Origin of the sequence: Shewanella morhuae, from assembly GCF_003028295.1 — a bacterium.
Lineage (GTDB): Bacteria > Pseudomonadota > Gammaproteobacteria > Enterobacterales > Shewanellaceae > Shewanella > Shewanella morhuae.
This window is the reverse complement of record NZ_PYSG01000002.1, coordinates 176,655-194,318: the sequence shown is the minus strand read 5'-3', so window position 1 is coordinate 194,318 and position 17,664 is coordinate 176,655. Positions and strand designations below refer to the sequence as shown.

16 protein-coding genes and 1 pseudogene are annotated in these 17,664 nt (G+C 41.6%); 4 read left to right on the top strand and 13 right to left on the bottom strand.

What is annotated here, in order from left to right; genetic code table 11:
• Positions 1 to 22 precede the first annotated feature (22 nt).
• A complete protein-coding gene (locus C9I43_RS01410; protein WP_076501272.1) occupies positions 23 to 760 on the top strand; it encodes an enoyl-CoA hydratase in 738 nt (245 codons plus the stop codon).
• A 115-nt stretch (positions 761 to 875) separates the two neighbouring features.
• Here the strand turns inward: C9I43_RS01410 and C9I43_RS01405 are convergent, their stop codons facing one another.
• From C9I43_RS01405 to C9I43_RS01370, 8 genes and pseudogenes are all read right to left on the bottom strand, one after another.
• Positions 876 to 1,076: a PspC domain-containing protein gene (locus C9I43_RS01405; protein WP_076501275.1), complete on the bottom strand. Its 201-nt coding sequence runs from the start codon at positions 1,074 to 1,076 to the stop codon at positions 876 to 878.
• A gap of 148 nt (positions 1,077 to 1,224) precedes the next feature.
• Positions 1,225 to 1,515 (bottom strand): hypothetical protein, encoded by a 291-nt coding sequence (locus C9I43_RS01400; protein ID WP_107881635.1) that lies wholly within the window; start codon positions 1,513 to 1,515, stop codon positions 1,225 to 1,227.
• A 208-nt stretch (positions 1,516 to 1,723) separates the two neighbouring features.
• Positions 1,724 to 2,719, bottom strand: coding sequence for a tRNA dihydrouridine(20/20a) synthase DusA (gene dusA, locus C9I43_RS01395; protein WP_107881633.1), 996 nt, complete (start codon positions 2,717 to 2,719; stop codon positions 1,724 to 1,726).
• 159 nt (positions 2,720 to 2,878) lie between these two features.
• Positions 2,879 to 3,745 (bottom strand): hypothetical protein, encoded by an 867-nt coding sequence (locus C9I43_RS01390; protein ID WP_107881631.1) that lies wholly within the window; start codon positions 3,743 to 3,745, stop codon positions 2,879 to 2,881.
• Positions 3,746 to 3,764: 19 nt separating this feature from the next.
• A complete protein-coding gene (locus C9I43_RS01385) occupies positions 3,765 to 4,391 on the bottom strand; it encodes a hypothetical protein (RefSeq protein ID WP_107881629.1) in 627 nt (208 codons plus the stop codon).
• Between the two features lie 10 nt (positions 4,392 to 4,401).
• Positions 4,402 to 5,262: a hypothetical protein gene (locus C9I43_RS01380; RefSeq protein ID WP_107881627.1), complete on the bottom strand. Its 861-nt coding sequence runs from the start codon at positions 5,260 to 5,262 to the stop codon at positions 4,402 to 4,404.
• Between the two features lie 125 nt (positions 5,263 to 5,387).
• Positions 5,388 to 6,272: pseudogene (locus tag C9I43_RS01375) on the bottom strand (IS1595 family transposase).
• 112 nt (positions 6,273 to 6,384) lie between these two features.
• A complete protein-coding gene (locus tag C9I43_RS01370) occupies positions 6,385 to 6,621 on the bottom strand; it encodes a helix-turn-helix domain-containing protein (RefSeq protein WP_107881625.1) in 237 nt (78 codons plus the stop codon).
• A gap of 26 nt (positions 6,622 to 6,647) precedes the next feature.
• On the opposite strand from C9I43_RS01370, the gene C9I43_RS01365 reads away from it, so the two are divergent.
• On the top strand, positions 6,648 to 6,950 hold the full coding sequence (locus tag C9I43_RS01365; RefSeq protein WP_107881623.1) for a pyocin activator PrtN family protein: 303 nt from the start codon (positions 6,648 to 6,650) through the stop codon (positions 6,948 to 6,950).
• 732 nt (positions 6,951 to 7,682) lie between these two features.
• On the opposite strand, the gene C9I43_RS01360 is transcribed toward C9I43_RS01365, so the two are convergent.
• From C9I43_RS01360 to C9I43_RS01350, 3 genes are all read right to left on the bottom strand, one after another.
• A complete protein-coding gene (locus tag C9I43_RS01360) occupies positions 7,683 to 7,877 on the bottom strand; it encodes a hypothetical protein (protein WP_076501283.1) in 195 nt (64 codons plus the stop codon).
• A gap of 224 nt (positions 7,878 to 8,101) precedes the next feature.
• Entirely contained in the window at positions 8,102 to 8,776 is a 675-nt protein-coding gene (locus C9I43_RS01355) for a Fe2+-dependent dioxygenase (protein ID WP_107881621.1), read from the bottom strand.
• 105 nt (positions 8,777 to 8,881) lie between these two features.
• Positions 8,882 to 11,074, bottom strand: a complete 2,193-nt coding sequence (locus C9I43_RS01350) for a TonB-dependent receptor (RefSeq protein WP_107881619.1) — start codon at positions 11,072 to 11,074, stop codon at positions 8,882 to 8,884.
• Positions 11,075 to 11,686: 612 nt separating this feature from the next.
• Between C9I43_RS01350 and C9I43_RS01345 the strand changes: the two genes are divergently transcribed.
• Positions 11,687 to 12,151, top strand: coding sequence for a chemotaxis protein CheX (locus tag C9I43_RS01345; protein ID WP_076501290.1), 465 nt, complete (start codon positions 11,687 to 11,689; stop codon positions 12,149 to 12,151).
• 110 nt (positions 12,152 to 12,261) lie between these two features.
• Here the strand turns inward: C9I43_RS01345 and alr are convergent, their stop codons facing one another.
• Together alr and dnaB are read right to left on the bottom strand one after the other, a co-directional pair.
• Positions 12,262 to 13,338 (bottom strand): alanine racemase, encoded by a 1,077-nt coding sequence (gene alr / locus C9I43_RS01340; protein WP_107881617.1) that lies wholly within the window; start codon positions 13,336 to 13,338, stop codon positions 12,262 to 12,264.
• Between the two features lie 114 nt (positions 13,339 to 13,452).
• A complete protein-coding gene (dnaB, locus tag C9I43_RS01335) occupies positions 13,453 to 14,859 on the bottom strand; it encodes a replicative DNA helicase (protein ID WP_076501295.1) in 1,407 nt (468 codons plus the stop codon).
• A gap of 126 nt (positions 14,860 to 14,985) precedes the next feature.
• Here dnaB and C9I43_RS01330 point away from each other — a divergent pair, with 126 nt between their 5' ends.
• The gene (locus tag C9I43_RS01330) at positions 14,986 to 17,184 is read left to right on the top strand and encodes a S46 family peptidase (RefSeq protein ID WP_107881615.1); all 2,199 of its coding nucleotides are present in this window, start codon (positions 14,986 to 14,988) and stop codon (positions 17,182 to 17,184) included.
• Positions 17,185 to 17,664 lie beyond the last annotated feature (480 nt).

The window sequence follows — 17,664 nt, the reverse complement described above, 5'->3', positions numbered from 1 at the left end:
GTCGTCGTAAAGGAAACAACCCATGAGTCATATACAGGTCCAGGATGATCAGGGCGTACGCATTATCAGCTTTAATCGCCCTGATAAACGCAATGCATTTGATCTTAATATGTATAAACAACTGACAGAATACCTGATCGAAGGTGAAGCAGACAACGACATTCGTGCCTTTATGTTATATGGCAAAAATAATTGCTTTACTTCAGGCAATGATATTGCAGACTTTTTGAAAAATAGTGACTTAGGACCAAACCACCCAGCGGTACGTTTTCTATTTTGTCTACTGGAGCTCAAAAAACCACTTGTTGCTGCTGTTTCTGGCGCTGCTGTTGGTATAGGTACAACCGTGCTATTGCATTGCGATTTAGTGTACGCAGATAGCACTGCCAAGTTCCAACTACCATTTGTTAACTTGGCTCTGGTGCCAGAAGCCGGGGCAAGTTTACTGCTACCAGAACTTGTTGGTTATCAAAAAGCAGCAGAGCTGCTGTTGCTCGGTGAAAGTTTTAACGCCCAGACGGCTCACAGACTTAATATGATCAACGAAATAGTGGCTGATGAAGAGTTATTCAGTTATGCGCTATCGCAGGCAAAAAAACTGGCGAATCAACCACCACAGGCACTGCAAATTACTCGTCAACTCATGCGTCCACATAAAAACCGCGTACAACACCAAATGCATCAAGAATTAGAGCAATTTAGCGCTAGGCTAAAAAGTGATGAAGCTAAAAGCAGATTTCAGGCTTTTTTGAAAAAGTAGTCTGTAAGCAATATACATTTCACATGAGGGTCAAAGTGCCCTCTTGTTAATAAAATTTGGCCTTAAAATCAAGATAAGTCACTCCGCTCATCAAATATAAGTCCGTTGAATAAGCTTAAACTGACCTTTTCCATTGATCCGCTAACAAAGCTAAAACAAAGTAAATCAATAAACTCATTCCTGGCATAAATACCGTTACACCAGCCCACACCACGCGGGTCAAAAAGCAAGACCAACCAAACTTTGATGCCAAATCAGCGGCAACGCCACACACTAATCGTTTGGGGTTTTGCAGACGTATTTTAATTTGCTTCATCTAACACCTCGGCTCAGTGAATCATTAATTTACAAGCACTCATCCTGTGCCACTGAAATCCATAAATAACATCATCTGCAAACAACATAAGATTGATTATAAATAACAGCAGCAAAGTCATTACAGGTAAACCACATCTGCGCTTCCCTTAATTAGCACTATATTCATCAGCACTCACCGACTCACTTGTATGTTCAGCATTTAAGCCAAGTTGACTATTAAAATCATAAATAGTTTCTGCAAGCTGAGTATGTAGCGATAGCACTAATTCACGCTTAGCGCTGACGAGTAACTCTTGTGTTTGCTTGGTTAATGTTTGTTCAATAGCTCCAGCAACATCCGACATTGGTGTAGCTTCTGCTTGTACTGCAACGCTTCCGAATAACGCACCGAGTAACACACTCACTTGCACTGTTTTTTTAATGGTTAATGTAAACATGATGGCATCCCTTTCGATTAATTTACTTGACGAAAGGAGTATTACAAACTGCATGCCAACTTATAGATTAACACTAAGCATATGATTTTTATTAAATTAAAATTAAAAATGTAAGTGATGAGAGATAAAGGAATGGATTAATAAAATGTAAGTGGTGAAAAATACTATTCAACTTAGTAAATCTCACCATTTTTTAACATAAGAAAAACTACACTGCCATTTCAGCTTGAATATTCTGAAATGCTTGTTTTACCACTTCAATGCCTGCACCATTTTTATGGGCATTTTCACTCAAATAACGACGCCATGCGCGGGCACCTGGTAAACCTTGGAATAACCCAATCATATGCCGAGTAATGTGATTGAGCCGGCCACCCGACTGCAAATGTGCTTCGATATAAGGCAACATAGCCTCAATGACATCTTCACGGCTTATTACCGCCTGTTGGCTGCCACACAATATTTGATCCACCTGCGCCAGAATATAGGGATTCTGGTAGGCCTCACGCCCCATCATCACCCCATCAAGTTGCGCCAAATGGGTTTGCGCTTGCTCAAGTGTGGTAACACCGCCATTAATACCAATATTAAGCGTAGGATAATCACGCTTAAGTTGATATACGCGCGCATAATCAAGCGGCGGGATCTCACGATTCTCCTTCGGACTCAAGCCCTGAAGCCAAGCCTTACGTGCGTGAATAGTAAAATCCGTACAACCTTTTGCGCTAACAACATCAATAAACTGAGTGAGAAACTCGTAACTATCTTGCTCATCAATTCCAATACGCGTTTTAACTGTAATGGGAATATTAACGACCTGCTTCATGGCATCGACGCATTCCGCCACCAGCTCAGGTTCGGCCATCAAGCAAGCGCCAAAACGGCCATTCTGCACACGATCGGAAGGGCAACCGACATTGAGATTCACTTCATCATAACCACGCTCAGCTGCTAGTTTAGCGCAGCGCGCTAAATCAACAGGATTAGAGCCACCTAGCTGCAACGCCAAAGGATGTTCTTCTTGGTTATACGCTAAATAATCACCGCGACCATGCAATATCGCCCCAGTGGTCACCATTTCTGTATATAACAATGCATTAGCCGACATCAAACGCGCAAAATAACGATAATGGCGATCTGTCCAATCGAGCATGGGTGCTATAGAAAATGTTCTATCTATTGATTTTATTGAGTTTTTTTTCATTTCGTTTTACTTAGAAATAATTTCAAACATCTATTAGTTAGATATTCTAAGTTATTTCCACATATTTTTAAGAATTTTCGTATTTATTAGGGTACCTAAAGGTGCCCTAATCACATAAAGCTAGAAGAAGTGGCTGCTCGCATAAATAAACTATACGGGTCAGTAACAGAGGTATTGAAAATTAAACTCTCGCATTACGTAAGCATTGGCAAAACTAAAATCATCTAACCCTACAGTAAATGAGATCGTTAAATTTTCTGGAAAATCAATATCATGAACGTCAAAACCTTCATTTTGAATCCCCTTAATCCCCTCTATCTCAGAAAACTCACCAATCATTTTCACTAAAGCGTCTGAAATTTCTGCATCTTTCTCTTGGCCATTTTCTGTAAGGATAAGAGTAATAGCAAAACAATATTCATCAGCTTCTTCGTCCTCGGGAGTGACAAAAACTCTTACCGAATGGATATTATCCTGATTTGCAGCCAGAAAACCCGTGAACCAAAAATGGCTTTGTTGGAAGTAAGCATCTAATTTACGGTTAAAATTATCAGGGAAAGGCTCTCTCCGATAAGCCAAAAGACGCCAATCTAAAATAATTTTAATACAGTTTACGTCTAATGAAGTACTTACCTTTAAATCACCGTCACCTAATGCTTTAACTAAGATTTCCTTTGGTACTTTAGTAAGCAATGATTCTTCTGACTCATAAATAGTGCCATCAATCTTAACATAAAGCTTACTGTAATCCTTACCAAGCAGGAGGTGCTGAACTTTGCCCTCATCCTTAACAATTTTCTTTTTAAGCTGAGCTAATTCAATGTACTTCCCGCTTGATATTGAACAGTCTTGAGTCAGGATTACATACAGGTGATCTTTAGATACTCCTTTAGATTCAAAATGGCCATATCGCCCTTTCTTGATCACTTTTTCGAGTACAGTAAACTCCTGACTCTTATTAGTTAGTTGTTCTGAAAAACCTAATACAGTTCCTTGCCTTACACCTGCTTCAATTAGTTCGTCCAACTAACATTCCTCAACTATATTATGCCATTCGGCCAATGCCACTAAGCCTAATATTAGTCTTAGAGGCATCCATATCTGATTTAATTATTCTCATACCTCGCACCTTCTCAGATACTTCAGCAACTAAGGGCATAACCACACTTAAGTTATCAGAGTTAATAACCAAATGCTGAATTAGAGTTTTACGTTCAACTAAAACATTCCTAACTCCATTTTTTATACTATTTCCATATAGCGTTTCAACGGAAGAGACGAAACTGTATAAACTATGATATGCAGTCATATCTTTTACATTCGCCCCCTTTCTATGTAGATCAAGAGTAGCTCTTGAAACGCCTAGTAATCTAGCGATCTCATTGATCTTCAGCCCTAAAACATCTTGGCCTTTCAAAACACAGTCATTAACACTTATAGTATCTTGCTGGATAAGCTCTAGTTGCCCAGCATTTTTAACTTGATCATCTTCAATGTGATCAAGCAGATAATAAATATTGCTATCATTAGAGTTAACTAATTGAGCATATTTATTATTATCATTAACAGTCAACCTTATAGGCAAAAATCTTGACTGAGTATCTACGTATTGGACAAGCTCAGCTCTAGCAACATAGCTAGGAGCATCGATAACACTGGTTAAATAATCCATAAAAGTCTCCCTATTTAGCTTCTACTTCCCATATTCCATCACAAATTTTAGGCGCTAACATATGGTCAAACGTTTTACGACTTTCAATATAAAGTAACTCAAGCATCTCACGAATCTTAGCGGTATCAACTGAATCCATATCAATTAATGAGCCGCACGCGGTATGGACAATTGCATACTCATTTTGCAATTTAGATGTAAAAAGTCTTTCTACATCTAAAGGCATCGACAGCTTAGAATCTAGCTCAACTAGAGAATCAGGCAAATACTTTCTTCTTTGAGCATCTAAAACCTTAAGCTGTTCTAAGTTTATAGATACTCTACTCGTTCCAGAAGCTAGCACTCGAGTAAAGCTAGTTGCACCTACTTTTAAAGCATCGTTCTCATCACTATAAAATTGGTCCATGGGCATAGTGACACTAGAGGCAAACATATCTTTTAGCTGGCAATTTTGCGGTACAAAAAGGTCAACATAATGTAACTCAATCTCTCTAAGTTTATTGCCTATCGCTATACCACGAGTAAAACAGATATCAATCAATGACTTAAACTCATCCAGAAAGCGAGTGTGGTTGTCATACTCCGACAATCTTAATTCAATCGTATTTTCATCGATAACAGCACATCTCCGTCTGTTCTCTGAAAAATATCCTACCCTCTCAGCATTTGTAGGAATTGCTGTAAATTGATTATCTGATTGCTTTAATTGAACACCCATCAATTTACTCACAGTGTAAGAATCAAAGCTATGTGATTCAAGCGCTGTAAGTAGGCTCTTATATTTCTCGTCGCTATAGCTACCAATTGATTCAGCAAATATTAATTTTGCAGCCGTATAGACAACAGGTGGATTTTGAAACTTGGTAGCCATAAGAAGAAACCTTAGTAAGACAAAAAACTAGACGTTTTATTTGACGTGATTATGAGCAAAAAGTTCATATCTTGCAATGTAAAAGATGATTTCGAATCATTAAATTACATGCCTATGCACTTAACTCAGTGAGAATGTACTGGCGCATGAATTATGGCTAAATTCAACGACCTGTTAGGTATCTCTCGCTCCATCTGTCTGCGATTGAACCGATAACAGAACTCGTTAAGGTATTCTTGAAGAAACTTACCTGTGACACCGTGAAATGTCCCCAGCAAAAATGCTTTCAAATTACCAATAGCAATATGAACCCAAGGCAGCCATTCATCAACAAGCTCACTGAGCGCGACCATTTATTCATGCTTTTGATTCTTATCGATAATATTCAATGCGGGTAAACCGTCTGTATGCACTTCCTGCTGCATCGTTAAATGCTTAGCAACAAACTGTTCAACGTTATCATGGCAAACACGATTGACGGCCTGCATAGCGATAAAACCCGCCTTTTTTCCTTTGCTTTCAACGGCAACTAAAACGGGTGTTTTGCCTGCAGCACCACGCCCACGTTTGCCCTTCCTTTTGCCACCCACCAAGGCATCATCAATTTCAATGACGCCTGATAGCCTATATAGGCTGTCCCTATGGCCCATCGCCGTTCTCAGCTTACTTAATATCAAGCGTGCGGTTCGCCAATTAACTTCTATGAGCTTGCTCAACCTCAATGCTGAAATACTGCCTTTATCCGAGCCTAAAAAGTAGATAGCCCAAAACCATTTGGTTAAAGGGATGCGACTACCGTGGAATAAGGTGTCTGCCGTTACCGATGTTTGTTTATGACATTGACTACATTCATATAACTGCCGAGTGGTAAGCTCATAGGCATGCTCACAACCGCATCTAGGGCACATAAAACCATTAGGCCATCTCATTTTCTTAATGTGATTTAAGCAATCAATTTCAGTATTGAATTGACCTTGCCACTCGAAAAAGCTCGCTTCAGGCATTTTCATAGCAAATATCACTGCTAAGTTTGATTTAGACTATAAGAATAGGCCAAAACTGATTCAGGTGCAGAGGCATGTTAAATTAAGACTAAGTGACCACTAGGACTAGTTTATTAAGTTACTTACAACTTAAAATGAGCATTCCTTTCAAAGGGCCCTCATTTAAGGCCTTGCAGTAATATATGTACTCAAGAACATCCAACTTGCGCTCACACTGCTCAACTTTTCCAACATAAGAATGTGGTACTCCCAACTCTGCCGCGAGTTCCCGCATGGTTAGGCCACGGTCGATTCGAGCCGCCTTAAGCCGCTCTATTGGTTTTCTATATTCTGGTGCATATAATGTTTTGCTCATTGTCCCGATTTTAGAGACAAGGCACAATGTACCCAATTCAGGTGCGGAGGTGTATTACTATAGAGTTAACACTCACTCATCGCTTACTTCTAGTTCAATTTTCAAATCGGGCATTAGCTCCCTTAGATGAAATCGCAGAATCATACTTGGGGCTTGGACTCAGAACAGCAAAAAACAGAGCAAAAGCTGGAATGCTACCTTTCCCAGTATTCAAGATGAGAAATAGTGCTAAGAGTCCATTTTTAGTACATCTCAATGATCTGGCGAATTATATTGATAAGCAGTGTAAAGATGCTAGATCGGATCAAGTTGAGAGATTTTTACGATGATTAGAAAAATAAAGAAGTTTCAGGTATCCAAAAAAAAGCTAGAAATACGAGGTATCCTATAGGTATCCATAACTATTTTTTAACTTTACATTTCAAGCGATTAAATTTAAATCCGTTCTATCCAGCATGGGCGCTATGGAAAATGTGCGATCGAGGGTTTTAGGCGCTAAACCTTGGTGTTGCTGGGCTTTATTTAAATTCATTATAATCCGACTAAATAATATTCTTACTGGCTGTTTTTACACGTTTAGGATGTTCTACCTTATTCAGGGGAACTAAGAGGGAATCACAATAGCTTGGACGCTGCAGATTATAGAATCTCATCGATGGCGTTATTTCGCGTTCAAAAACGTGAAAAGGCTGGCAGGATAATTCACCATCAATGTCTTGTCGTCACTTGTCGTCTATGTGAAGTAAAACGCCAAGGCATTATACACAGGGCAAAGCACGATTACCAAACACCAGGTTGGTGAGGCAATGTGATTATAACACATCATTAACGTAGATTTGTTTGGAACAAAAAATCAAAATAAATCCTCTAAAACTCTCACTACCGAGTGATAACTAAAAAGCTAATTGCTTTAAATTTCAATGACTCATGCTGACTTACTTATCACAGAAAAGACTAGATTAATGCGACTAACTCTATGTTCAAGTGTAATATTGGTAGAATTAATTGATAAGGGAAAACAGTTAAAGCAAAGCATCTTACGTACAGAGTCTAATGTTGTCCTACACGCCTGATGAATCGCTTTTCTGTTGATTACTTATGAGTAACTTAACTAATTGAGTGTGCGAGTCAGCAATGGACTTTTGAGACTCTGAAATGTCTTTTAAACGACCAATCAACTTTACAGCAAATATAATCACACCAATAAATACGGCGAGTGGAAACAAAGCAGAAAAAAGAGTTAATCCTACGAACATGTGTTACCTCCATAAATATAAAAATCGTACCTTTTGATGAGTACGCATCCGTGTCAATACAGTTAGCCTTGTAAGTAGGTCAACTTTAACTATTTGTACTTTATAAAAATATCAGTTTGTCAGCGAATATCTCATCAGGGAAAATGCCGATTCAAAACTCATAGTAATAACCGCCCAAAACTAGCGGCTATTATGCCAAATTTATCTAATGTGTGAACGTCCATTTACAGCTCACTCCAGCGCCTCAATAAATTGTGATACACACCCGTCAGGTTAAACAACTCTTGTTCTGCAACCTGCTGAGCCGTGAGTGTTTGAATCGATTGATCAAGTTGAAATAGCAAGCGGCGCTGGCCTTCATCACGAACCATACTTTGCAACCACATAAAGGCAGCGGTACGCTCACCCGACAGGACTGGCGTGACCTGATGCAGGCTGGTAGATGGATAAAGCACTAATGAACCCGCAGATAATTTTATGCTTTGTTGGCCGTAAGTATCTTGGATAACCAATTCGCCGCCCTGATAGCTTTCTGGTTCACTGAGAAATAAAGTCGCAGACAAATCAGTACGGATCATCCCATCAGGGGTCGAGCGGATAGCATTATCTATATGATATCCAAAGGTTTCACCGCCTTGATATCGATTAAATAACGGTGGGTAAAATTGCAATGGCAATGCTGCGGAGATAAATAATGGATGCGCAAGTAGCCTTTCCATAATTTGCTGACCTATCTCTACCGCAACCGGATCGTCCTTATCTAACTGTTGATTACGCTTACGAGTGCTCGCCATCGCCCCCGAGGTTTGATTACCGTCTATCCAACGGCGGGCGTCTAATTGTTCGCGTAGTTGACTGACTTCTTGTTTAGAAAAAACATCAGGGATTTCAATAAGCATCTCATTATTCCATTACACTAAAATACACGGGTTGACGTGATTGATAAGGATTATAAACATAAAAGGCAGCCCGAAGGCTGCCATAACATTAGCGCAATTCCAACATTAAAAATGCATATCGGCACTTAGCATAACTAAACGTCCTGGCGCCATATTCGCAAAATGTGCTGAATAAGCTTTATCGTAATAACGCTCATCCGTTAAGTTTTGTACATTCAAACGTAGGGTCAAAAACTCGTTCATTTTGTAAGATGATACTGCATCAAAACGCCAGTAAGATGGGATTGATAGCGTATTGGCCGTATTACCATAAACTTCGCCCATGTAATACGCACCACCACCTAAATTAAATGCCTCTGTAATGTCATAGGTCGTAAACAAACTAACGCTGTTTTTCGCGGTATTCGGGAAACGATTACCATCATATTGCATATTAAAACCGTTGCTCTCTAAGGTTGCATCTAAGTAAGTGTAACCACCAAAACCATGCCATTCATCGGTAAAATCACCTGAGAAACCAAATTCAAAACCTTTGACGTTTTGTTTACCCACGTTTTCCTGCGGTGCACCACGTCCAGCTTCGGTCGCAACACGAGCATTATTTTTCTCAATTTGGAAAATTGAGCTGGTGAGTGACAAGCGGCCACTGAATAAATCCCATTTTACGCCGAGCTCATAGCTTTCGGTATCTTCAGGTTTTAAATCTTGGTTCGCTGTAGCTAAACCGTCTGCACCATCGCCATTAGAAGTACCCGGTGGGTTAGAAGATGTACCCCAAGCCGCATAAATACTGCCATTAATGGTCGGTTTATATAGCACTGATAATTGATAATTTAGGAAGTCATCCTCATTGGATAGCGCTGTGGTGCCGTTATCTGATTCTGTTCTGAAATCATCCCAACGAATACCACCGTTTACCATCCATGCATCGCTTAATTCAATCGTATTAAAAGCATACAGTGAACTGGTGTCGGTTTCTGTTTCAGTCACGACACCTTTAGTGATAGAGCCGACCCAAGGATCATGCGGGTTAGGGTTAGTTAACGAGGTACAGTTATAACTCGCAATCATTTCAGCCGTGCAGCCGCCATTACGGCCATTACCAGTATCAACGACATAAGGCTGGTTACTAGTACGCTCATTACTGAACTCGGCGCCAACAGCAAAACGATTTGGCATACCCGCTAACTTCGCCTCACCAGCTAATTGCAACTGAGTCGCCAGACTTTTCGTCTCGGAATTACGTGATTTAGTATTACGCCACACATTACCATTAACAACGTTGCCCGCCGTGTCATCGGGGTTAGTAACAATATAATCGTTAGTGTTGCGGCTATAAACTGAGGTAGAAGTAAACTGAAAATCATTGTTGAAATCATGACTTATCAACACTGAAGCCGTGTCGTCCGTGTTGTCTCGAAAATCGCGCGACAACAAGCCATAAAAATTATCGGGATTAACATCAACTGGCTGACCCGTACTTTGATCGTAAGGGATGCCATAGTCAGGTACATCGTGATTTTCAAAGTGATAATATTCTAACGTCACCTTAGTCGGTGTCGTCAAACCAAAAGTAACTGAAGGCGCAACCCCCCAACGATTACCAGAGACCTCATTACGTCCTGGCGTGTCAGCATCATGGGCCATCACATTGAGGCGCACCGCAGCTTCATCGGCAATGACGCGGTTAATATCTAAGCTAGCGCGAGTTAACGAATCTGTACCCACGGCTAAGTCTAAGTTTATTGCATCTTCAGCATTGGCTTTTTTAGTAACAATATTGATACTGCCACCTACCGCGCCGCGGCCGCTATACACAGAACTAGGGCCTTTTAGCACCTCAATTTGTTCTATGTTGAACGTTTCACGGCTTTGCGAACCCACATCACGCATGCCATTAATAAAGGTCGATGACTGCGCATCGTAACCACGAATAAAAGGCCTATCACCATAAGGGTTACCACCCTCGCCAGTGCCAAGGCTAATACCAGGTGTTGCACGCAATGCATCAGTAAAAGTTTGCGCACCCATGTCTTTGATAAGATCTTGGTTTATAACTGTGATAGTTTTAGCACTATTCAGTAAATCTTCAGTGAATTTCCCTGATTGCACTTTACGAGTGTTATAGCCCAGATACTCGCCGTTAACTTCAATATGTTCGACTTTTTTATCTGTTTTAGGTGTTGGTTGGTCTGCTGCCATAGCTGAAGCAGCAGAAACTGCCATCCCTAAAGTTAACGATCCCAGCATATGAGCGCCGAGTCGAACTCGACCATTACGACGTTGAGCCATTTTCATCAAGAAACATTCCTATCGCGAAGAGTTAGTTATTGCTGTGAGCAATGTCACGCATTTATCGGTCGCTAATATAAGGAAATATTGCAAGGTGATCAATAACTATTATCATTTGTATTACCAATTAATTAAAGCTGTAACACTCGCACTTTTATTGTACTGACAAGCTTATAGATTTTATTCCAGATCAATATCCAATTAAATTAATCAGTTAAGTATTTGTGTGAAATAAAAAATGCTTGCTATACATAATGACACGCTTCATTTATCTAACAACACTTGCCAAGATAATCAAAAAATTGGTGGTGATAATATCAATTGACGGCTAACAGCGTATAAAAGCAAAAAACTTTGCAGCATAGGTACACATGCGCCATTATTAATGGGGCTTTGAAGATTAAACGATGAAAATGGCTCTATTACACAGTTTTATTGATGTTTGACTACGCAAACCTCGGATAAATGATTAAATACCTATAAACTAGCCTCACATTTATAGTGGTCTCATCTAAGCTATAGACTGTAATCAAGATTGCTGCTGGTAAGCAACTTTTCTAATAGCCTTGTACATGTCATCACGCCATGATTTAGGCTCACAAGAGGACAAACTTAGGCATGAACGTCAATTTTATAAACCCTTTTCTTCAATCTCTGCTTAATGTTCTTTCGACCATGGCGAGCATGGATTTGACACCGGGCAAGCCCCAGATCAAATCAGATAATTTAGCAAAAGGAGATGTGTCAGGCTTAATCGGCCTCGTAGGCCCTCAAACTAAAGGGTCACTGTCGATTACATTTGAACAAAAGCTGGTCCTGCAAATTATGCAGAATATGCTCGGTGAAAACCCAGGGAAGATTAACGACGAAGTGACTGATTTAGTCGGTGAAATAACCAATATGGTCACGGGCGGCGCAAAAAACTTATTGGGGCAAAAAGGCTATGAGTTTGAAATGGCCACCCCTATGGTGGTATCTGGAAAAGGCCATACCATTTCCCACAAAGCCAGCGGCACTAAAATTATTATGCCATTCACAAGCCCACATGGAGCCGCTTATATTGAAATTTGCTTTGAAAAATAACGGAATTTTGATTAGCCGTAATAATGCATTTCAATACAGCTAAAACAAAAATGGTGTTCAACACACCGTTTTTGTAATTTAACGTTTATTCATCATCGCAAAATTATGGATTACGCTAAGCACACAGACACCCTTGGCGTGAGCTTAGTAACAAGTTCATAAGCGATAGTGCCTATGTGCTCGGCGACTTCTTCCACAGGAAGTGCCTTACCCCATAGTAGAGCGCTATCGCCCACCTTATCTTGTGCATCCAGGCCTAAGTCGACCGTTAACATATCCATAGATACACGACCTACAATTGGTACTCGTCGACCATTAATCCAAACAGGCGTGCCTTCTGGAGCATTACGTGGATAACCATCGCCATAACCAATCGCGACTATACCTAAACGGGTATCTTGTTTTGCGGTCCAGAAACAACCGTAACCAGCGGGTTGATTCGCTTTATGCTCACGCACCGCAATTAACTGCGACACTAACTCCATCGCGGGTACGAGCCCATGATTAGCCCCGCAATCACCAGTGACAGGTGACACGCCGTAAAGCGCAATACCGGGACGAATCCAATCGCCTTGGCTTTGAGGCCAATAGAGTGCGCCCGCTGAATTAGCTAAGGTTCTAAACCCTGGCAAACCTGCCGTTAATGTATTAAAAGCCGCCATCTGTACAGCGGTATAGTTATTACCTGGCTCATCGGCACAAGCAAAATGCGTCATCAAATGAATCGGTTTTGCGACATTGCGGCACGCCATTAAGCGATCATAAACTTTTGTAAACTGCTCGGGTATAAAGCCTAAACGGTGCATGCCTGAATCTATTTTTAACCAAACAGTGACCGGTTTTGCCAGCTCAGTTTGTTCTAACATTGCAAGCTGGGACTCATGATGCACTACGGTGTCGATATCATGCTCGATCAGCAAAGGGAGATCGGTTGCACGAAAAAAACCTTCAAGCAATAATAAACGAGCCTTAACACCGCCCGCTCGTAACTCTAATGCTTCATCTAATCGTGCTAGACCAAAGCCATCGGCACCGACTAAACAATGAGCAACATTTAATAATCCATGACCATAACCGTTCGCTTTAACAACAGCCATAACACGACTTGCAGGTGCCTGTTGACGCAACGCAGCAAGATTGGTTTGCAGTGCACTACTGCTAATTTCTGCACGGGGAAAAGGGTTCAAAATTTACCTTGTTTACTCAGGAAATAAAAAGTCACGAACAATAAAAACAATACATCAGCACTGTCAGCCTTCTGCAAGCGTAAATCTAATGCTGATTCTCATTTTCTAAAAAACTTAATCTTCTTCAAACTGTGGACCCGCATAATTGTCGAAGCGTGAAAACTGTCCTTGGAAAGTTAATCGCACCCGACCAATAGGGCCGTTACGCTGCTTACCAATAATGATTTCAGCGGTGCCTTTGTCTTGAGAATCGTTGTTATACACTTCATCGCGATAAATAAACATGATGAGATCGGCATCCTGCTCGATAGCGCCCGATTCACGCAAATCCGAGTTTACTGGCCGTTTATCAGCACGTTGCTCGAGTGAGCGGTTGAGCTGCGATAGTGCAATAATAGGAATTTCTAACTCTTTAGCTAACGCTTTTAAGGAGCGCGAAATTTCCGAGATTTCTAGAGTACGATTATCTTTCAAGGCGGGTACCTGCATTAGCTGCAGGTAATCTATCATGATCATCGATAAACCACCGTATTCACGAGCGATACGACGCGCACGGCTACGGACTTCAGTTGGCGTTAACCCTGAGCCATCATCGATATACATTTTACCTTGCTCAAGCATAATGCCCATGGTCGATGAAACTCGCGCCCAATCCTCGTCATCAAGTTGACCAGTACGTATTTTAGTTTGGTCAACGCGGCCCAAAGAAGCCAACATACGCATCATAATCTGTTCTGATGGCATCTCGAGGCTGAAAATAAGCACTGGTTTATCTTCATTCATTGCCGCTTGTTCGCATAGGTTCATCGCGAAGGTAGTTTTACCCATAGAAGGACGCGCGGCAACAATCACTAAATCACCCGCTTGGAAACCTGCGGTCATTTTATCGAGATCATTAAAGCCGCTCGAGACACCCGTCACGCCGTTATGGGGATTATTGTAAAGTTGCTCAATCTTATCGACGGTCTTTTCGAGGATCGTTTTAATGTCCTCAGGACCTTCGTTAACATTGGTACGCATTTCAGCAATTTTAAAAACTTTACTTTCGGCTAGGTCGAGTAACTCACTCGAATCACGACCTTCAGGATTGTAGCCTGCATCGGCAATTTCATGTGCTACGCGGATCATGTCACGTACAACAGCGCGCTCACGCACAATTTCAGCGTAGGATAAAATATTACCTGCACTCGGCGTATTTTTAGCAATCTCACCTAAATAGGCAAAGCCTCCGGCATCCTCTAATTGATTTTCAACTTCTAATTGCTCAGAAACTGTGATCAAATCGATTGGTTGCCCTTGTTCAACCAAGCGGTGCATGGCAGCAAAAATCATCTTGTGTGAGCGGGAGTAAAAGTCCTCTTTGACTACGGCCTCAGCCACCCGATCCCACGCTTCGGCATCTAACATCAAGCCGCCTAATACCGATTGTTCAGCCTCAATTGAATGCGGTGGCAGCTTGAGTCCATCTAGCTGCAAATCTCTTGGCTTACTTTTAGGCTTAAAAGCACCTTGTTGTGACATTAACGCTCCCGATTTCCAACAACTTAACAAAATATGATATAAAACCCGCGTCAAGCAAACAGGATGTTTACACTTACCTGTTATTTCATTCCAACGGACACTCTAAAAAATCAATAAGGAAAGAACATGCGTATTGCATTGGTTGCGGCCCTAGCACTGACATCCGGCATAGCAGCCGCCGACGAAGGACAATGGCAACCTTATCAAATGCCTTCAATTGCAGACAAACTCAGTGAACGTGGAATCGATATTCCAGCAGAACAATTGGCCGATCTGACACGTTACCCTATGAATGCCGTTGTAGGACTGGGCTATTGTACCGCCAGTTTTGTCTCGCCCCAAGGGCTAGTTGTGACAAACCATCATTGTGCCTACAAGGCGATACAATATAACACCAAGACAGAACATAATTATCTAGAACAAGGCTTTTTAGCCACATCAATGGACAAGGAACCTTCGGCCGGTCCTAACGAGCGTTTATATATTACTGAAGCAGTTACAGATGTCACTGCCAGCATCATGAAAGATCTCAGCCAAGATCCGTTAACGCGTTACGAAGACATTCAAAATCACAGCAAAGCGCTGATTAAGAGTTGTGAAGCGGATGATAACTATCGCTGTAATGTTCGCAGTTTTCATAACGGCTTAGAATACTATTTAATTAAACAGTTAATGATCCGCGATGTGCGTTTAGTTTATGCACCACCCAAAAGTATCGGCGGGTTTGGTGGCGATATAGATAACTATGAATATCCGCGCCATTCTGGTGATTTCGCCTTCTTACGCGCCTATGTAGGCAAAGACGGCCAACCCGCGGCCTATAGTGATGACAATATCCCCTATAAGCCAAAGAGTTACCTTAAAGTGAATGCTGATGGCGTAAAAGCCGGTGACGGAGTGTTCATAGCAGGTTATCCGGGCTCAACCAGTCGCTATAACCTGACCAGTGAACTTAAGTTTGCCAGTCATTGGTTATATCCAACTCAAGCTAAACGCTATCAACTACAGATTGATACAATCACAGCGATGGGACAACAAGATGCCGATATCGCCATAAAGTACGCGGGCAACATGGCTTCTATGGCTAATAGGATGAAGAAACTCAATGGTCTGCTGGCGGGCTTTAAAGCTACGGATATTGTGGGGATTAAACAAAGTCGTGAGGATAACTTTCTCGCGTGGCTGAAACAAAATCCTGACCTAAATCAAAATCTCATCGCTGAGTTAGACGTGTTACTCGCCCAGCAACAGCAAGCATTTCAAAGTAACTATTACTTTACCAATGCACAATCGAGCACCCTGTTAAGCGCAGCGAATAATCTTTACCGTCTTGCAAAAGAAAAACAAAAGCCCGATGCCGAGCGTGAGCAAGGCTACCAAGAGCGTGATATAGCGATGTTAAGCTCACGTCTTAAACGTATCGATTCGAGTTTTGATGTCAAAGTCGATAAAACGCTCTGGCTACAGGATTTGATGGCTTATCTTGGCCAATCGAATCGCGTGGCAGCACTCGACCAAATGTTGGATATCAATAATAAAGATAGAGATCTCGCGGTAAAACTTGATGGTTTGTACTCACTCACTACCCTTACAGACCAAGCGCAAAGGCTGGCATGGATGGATGCCGATGCTAACGCTTTTGAAACCAGTACCGATCCCTTTATCCGTTTAGCAGTCGCGCTTTATGATACCAATATGGCTCAGGAAAAGTCAGAAAAAATCTTAGATGGCAAACTGTCTAGCGCTCGCCCTGATTATATGGCAGCCGTGATTAAATACTATAAAGCGAATAACTGGCCAGTCTATCCTGACGCTAACGGTACGCTGCGCATCAGTTATGGTATGGTCGATGGCTATCAGTCCCGCGATGCGCTCTATAAGCAGCCATTCACTCGTCTAGATGGCATAGTCGCGAAAAACACAGGTGTCGAACCCTACAATGCACCGCAAAAACTACTTGAGGCGATTGCCGAACAACGTTTGGGCGATCATGAAGTTAAATCGGTTTACCAAGATCCTCGCGGCTGGATTTGCAGACTCTTTTCTTGCTTAGATAAACCAGAAGAATTTAATTCAGTCCCAGTTAACTTTTTATCCAGCGTCGATACCACCGGCGGTAATTCCGGCTCCCCCATCTTCAACGGCAAAGGTGAGTTAGTCGGTCTTAACTTCGACTCAACCTACGAAGCGATTACCAAAGATTGGTTCTTCAACCCGACGATTACCCGCGCTGTACACGTCGATATCCGCTATATCCTGTGGATGATGGATGAAGTCGATCATGCGGATAACTTAATTCAAGAGCTGGATTTAGTGAGAAATTAATACTCAGAGCTAAACCCAGACGCAACTAATCTAAACCAAAGCCGCTTATAGCCAATGCTGTTAGCGGCTTTATTACTGGGAAGCAATCATTATTCTGCCTTGGCAACACCTAATCCCAATGGCATTAAATATCTGTTCATTCAGCGGGAGTTCAACGCGCTTTAGACAAGGCGAAGGCATAATGGTGCTCTGTCAAAAAGCCTTAAACGCAGTATAAAGTGCGTTGCCATGCAGTTAAATCAACCGCCCCTTGGGAGTCTCACAGGCATCCCACTTCCGTGTTGCATTGACTTAAAAGGGAATAACCATTTCTGCGTCAATGCGCCTCGGGTTGAAATACCTGTGAGGCTCTGACCTGATGAGATAGTTAATGTGACAGGTATAAATGAAATTAAACAAATCAACACATATCACTTACTGCATTACTTCATTCATATCAAAGCCAATAGAAACTAATACAAAGTAGGCCCACAGCACTCA

Bases quoted from the DNA above. Each gene is read 5' to 3' on its own strand.
- C9I43_RS01400 (WP_107881635.1), bottom strand. From the start codon at position 1,515: ATGTTTACATTAACCATTAAAAAAACAGTGCAAGTGAGTGTGTTACTC.
- C9I43_RS01355 (WP_107881621.1), bottom strand. From the start codon at position 8,776: ATGCTTATTGAAATCCCTGATGTTTTTTCTAAACAAGAAGTCAGTCAA.
- C9I43_RS01365 (WP_107881623.1), top strand. From the start codon at position 6,648: ATGTACCCAATTCAGGTGCGGAGGTGTATTACTATAGAGTTAACACTC.
- C9I43_RS01370 (WP_107881625.1), bottom strand. From the start codon at position 6,621: ATGAGCAAAACATTATATGCACCAGAATATAGAAAACCAATAGAGCGG.
- C9I43_RS01350 (WP_107881619.1), bottom strand. From the start codon at position 11,074: ATGAAAATGGCTCAACGTCGTAATGGTCGAGTTCGACTCGGCGCTCAT.
- C9I43_RS01345 (WP_076501290.1), top strand. From the start codon at position 11,687: ATGAACGTCAATTTTATAAACCCTTTTCTTCAATCTCTGCTTAATGTT.
- dnaB (WP_076501295.1), bottom strand. From the start codon at position 14,859: ATGTCACAACAAGGTGCTTTTAAGCCTAAAAGTAAGCCAAGAGATTTG.
- C9I43_RS01380 (WP_107881627.1), bottom strand. From the start codon at position 5,262: ATGGCTACCAAGTTTCAAAATCCACCTGTTGTCTATACGGCTGCAAAA.
- C9I43_RS01410 (WP_076501272.1), top strand. From the start codon at position 23: ATGAGTCATATACAGGTCCAGGATGATCAGGGCGTACGCATTATCAGC.
- C9I43_RS01385 (WP_107881629.1), bottom strand. From the start codon at position 4,391: ATGGATTATTTAACCAGTGTTATCGATGCTCCTAGCTATGTTGCTAGA.
- dusA (WP_107881633.1), bottom strand. From the start codon at position 2,719: ATGAAAAAAAACTCAATAAAATCAATAGATAGAACATTTTCTATAGCA.
- C9I43_RS01330 (WP_107881615.1), top strand. From the start codon at position 14,986: ATGCGTATTGCATTGGTTGCGGCCCTAGCACTGACATCCGGCATAGCA.
- C9I43_RS01405 (WP_076501275.1), bottom strand. From the start codon at position 1,076: ATGAAGCAAATTAAAATACGTCTGCAAAACCCCAAACGATTAGTGTGT.
- C9I43_RS01360 (WP_076501283.1), bottom strand. From the start codon at position 7,877: ATGTTCGTAGGATTAACTCTTTTTTCTGCTTTGTTTCCACTCGCCGTA.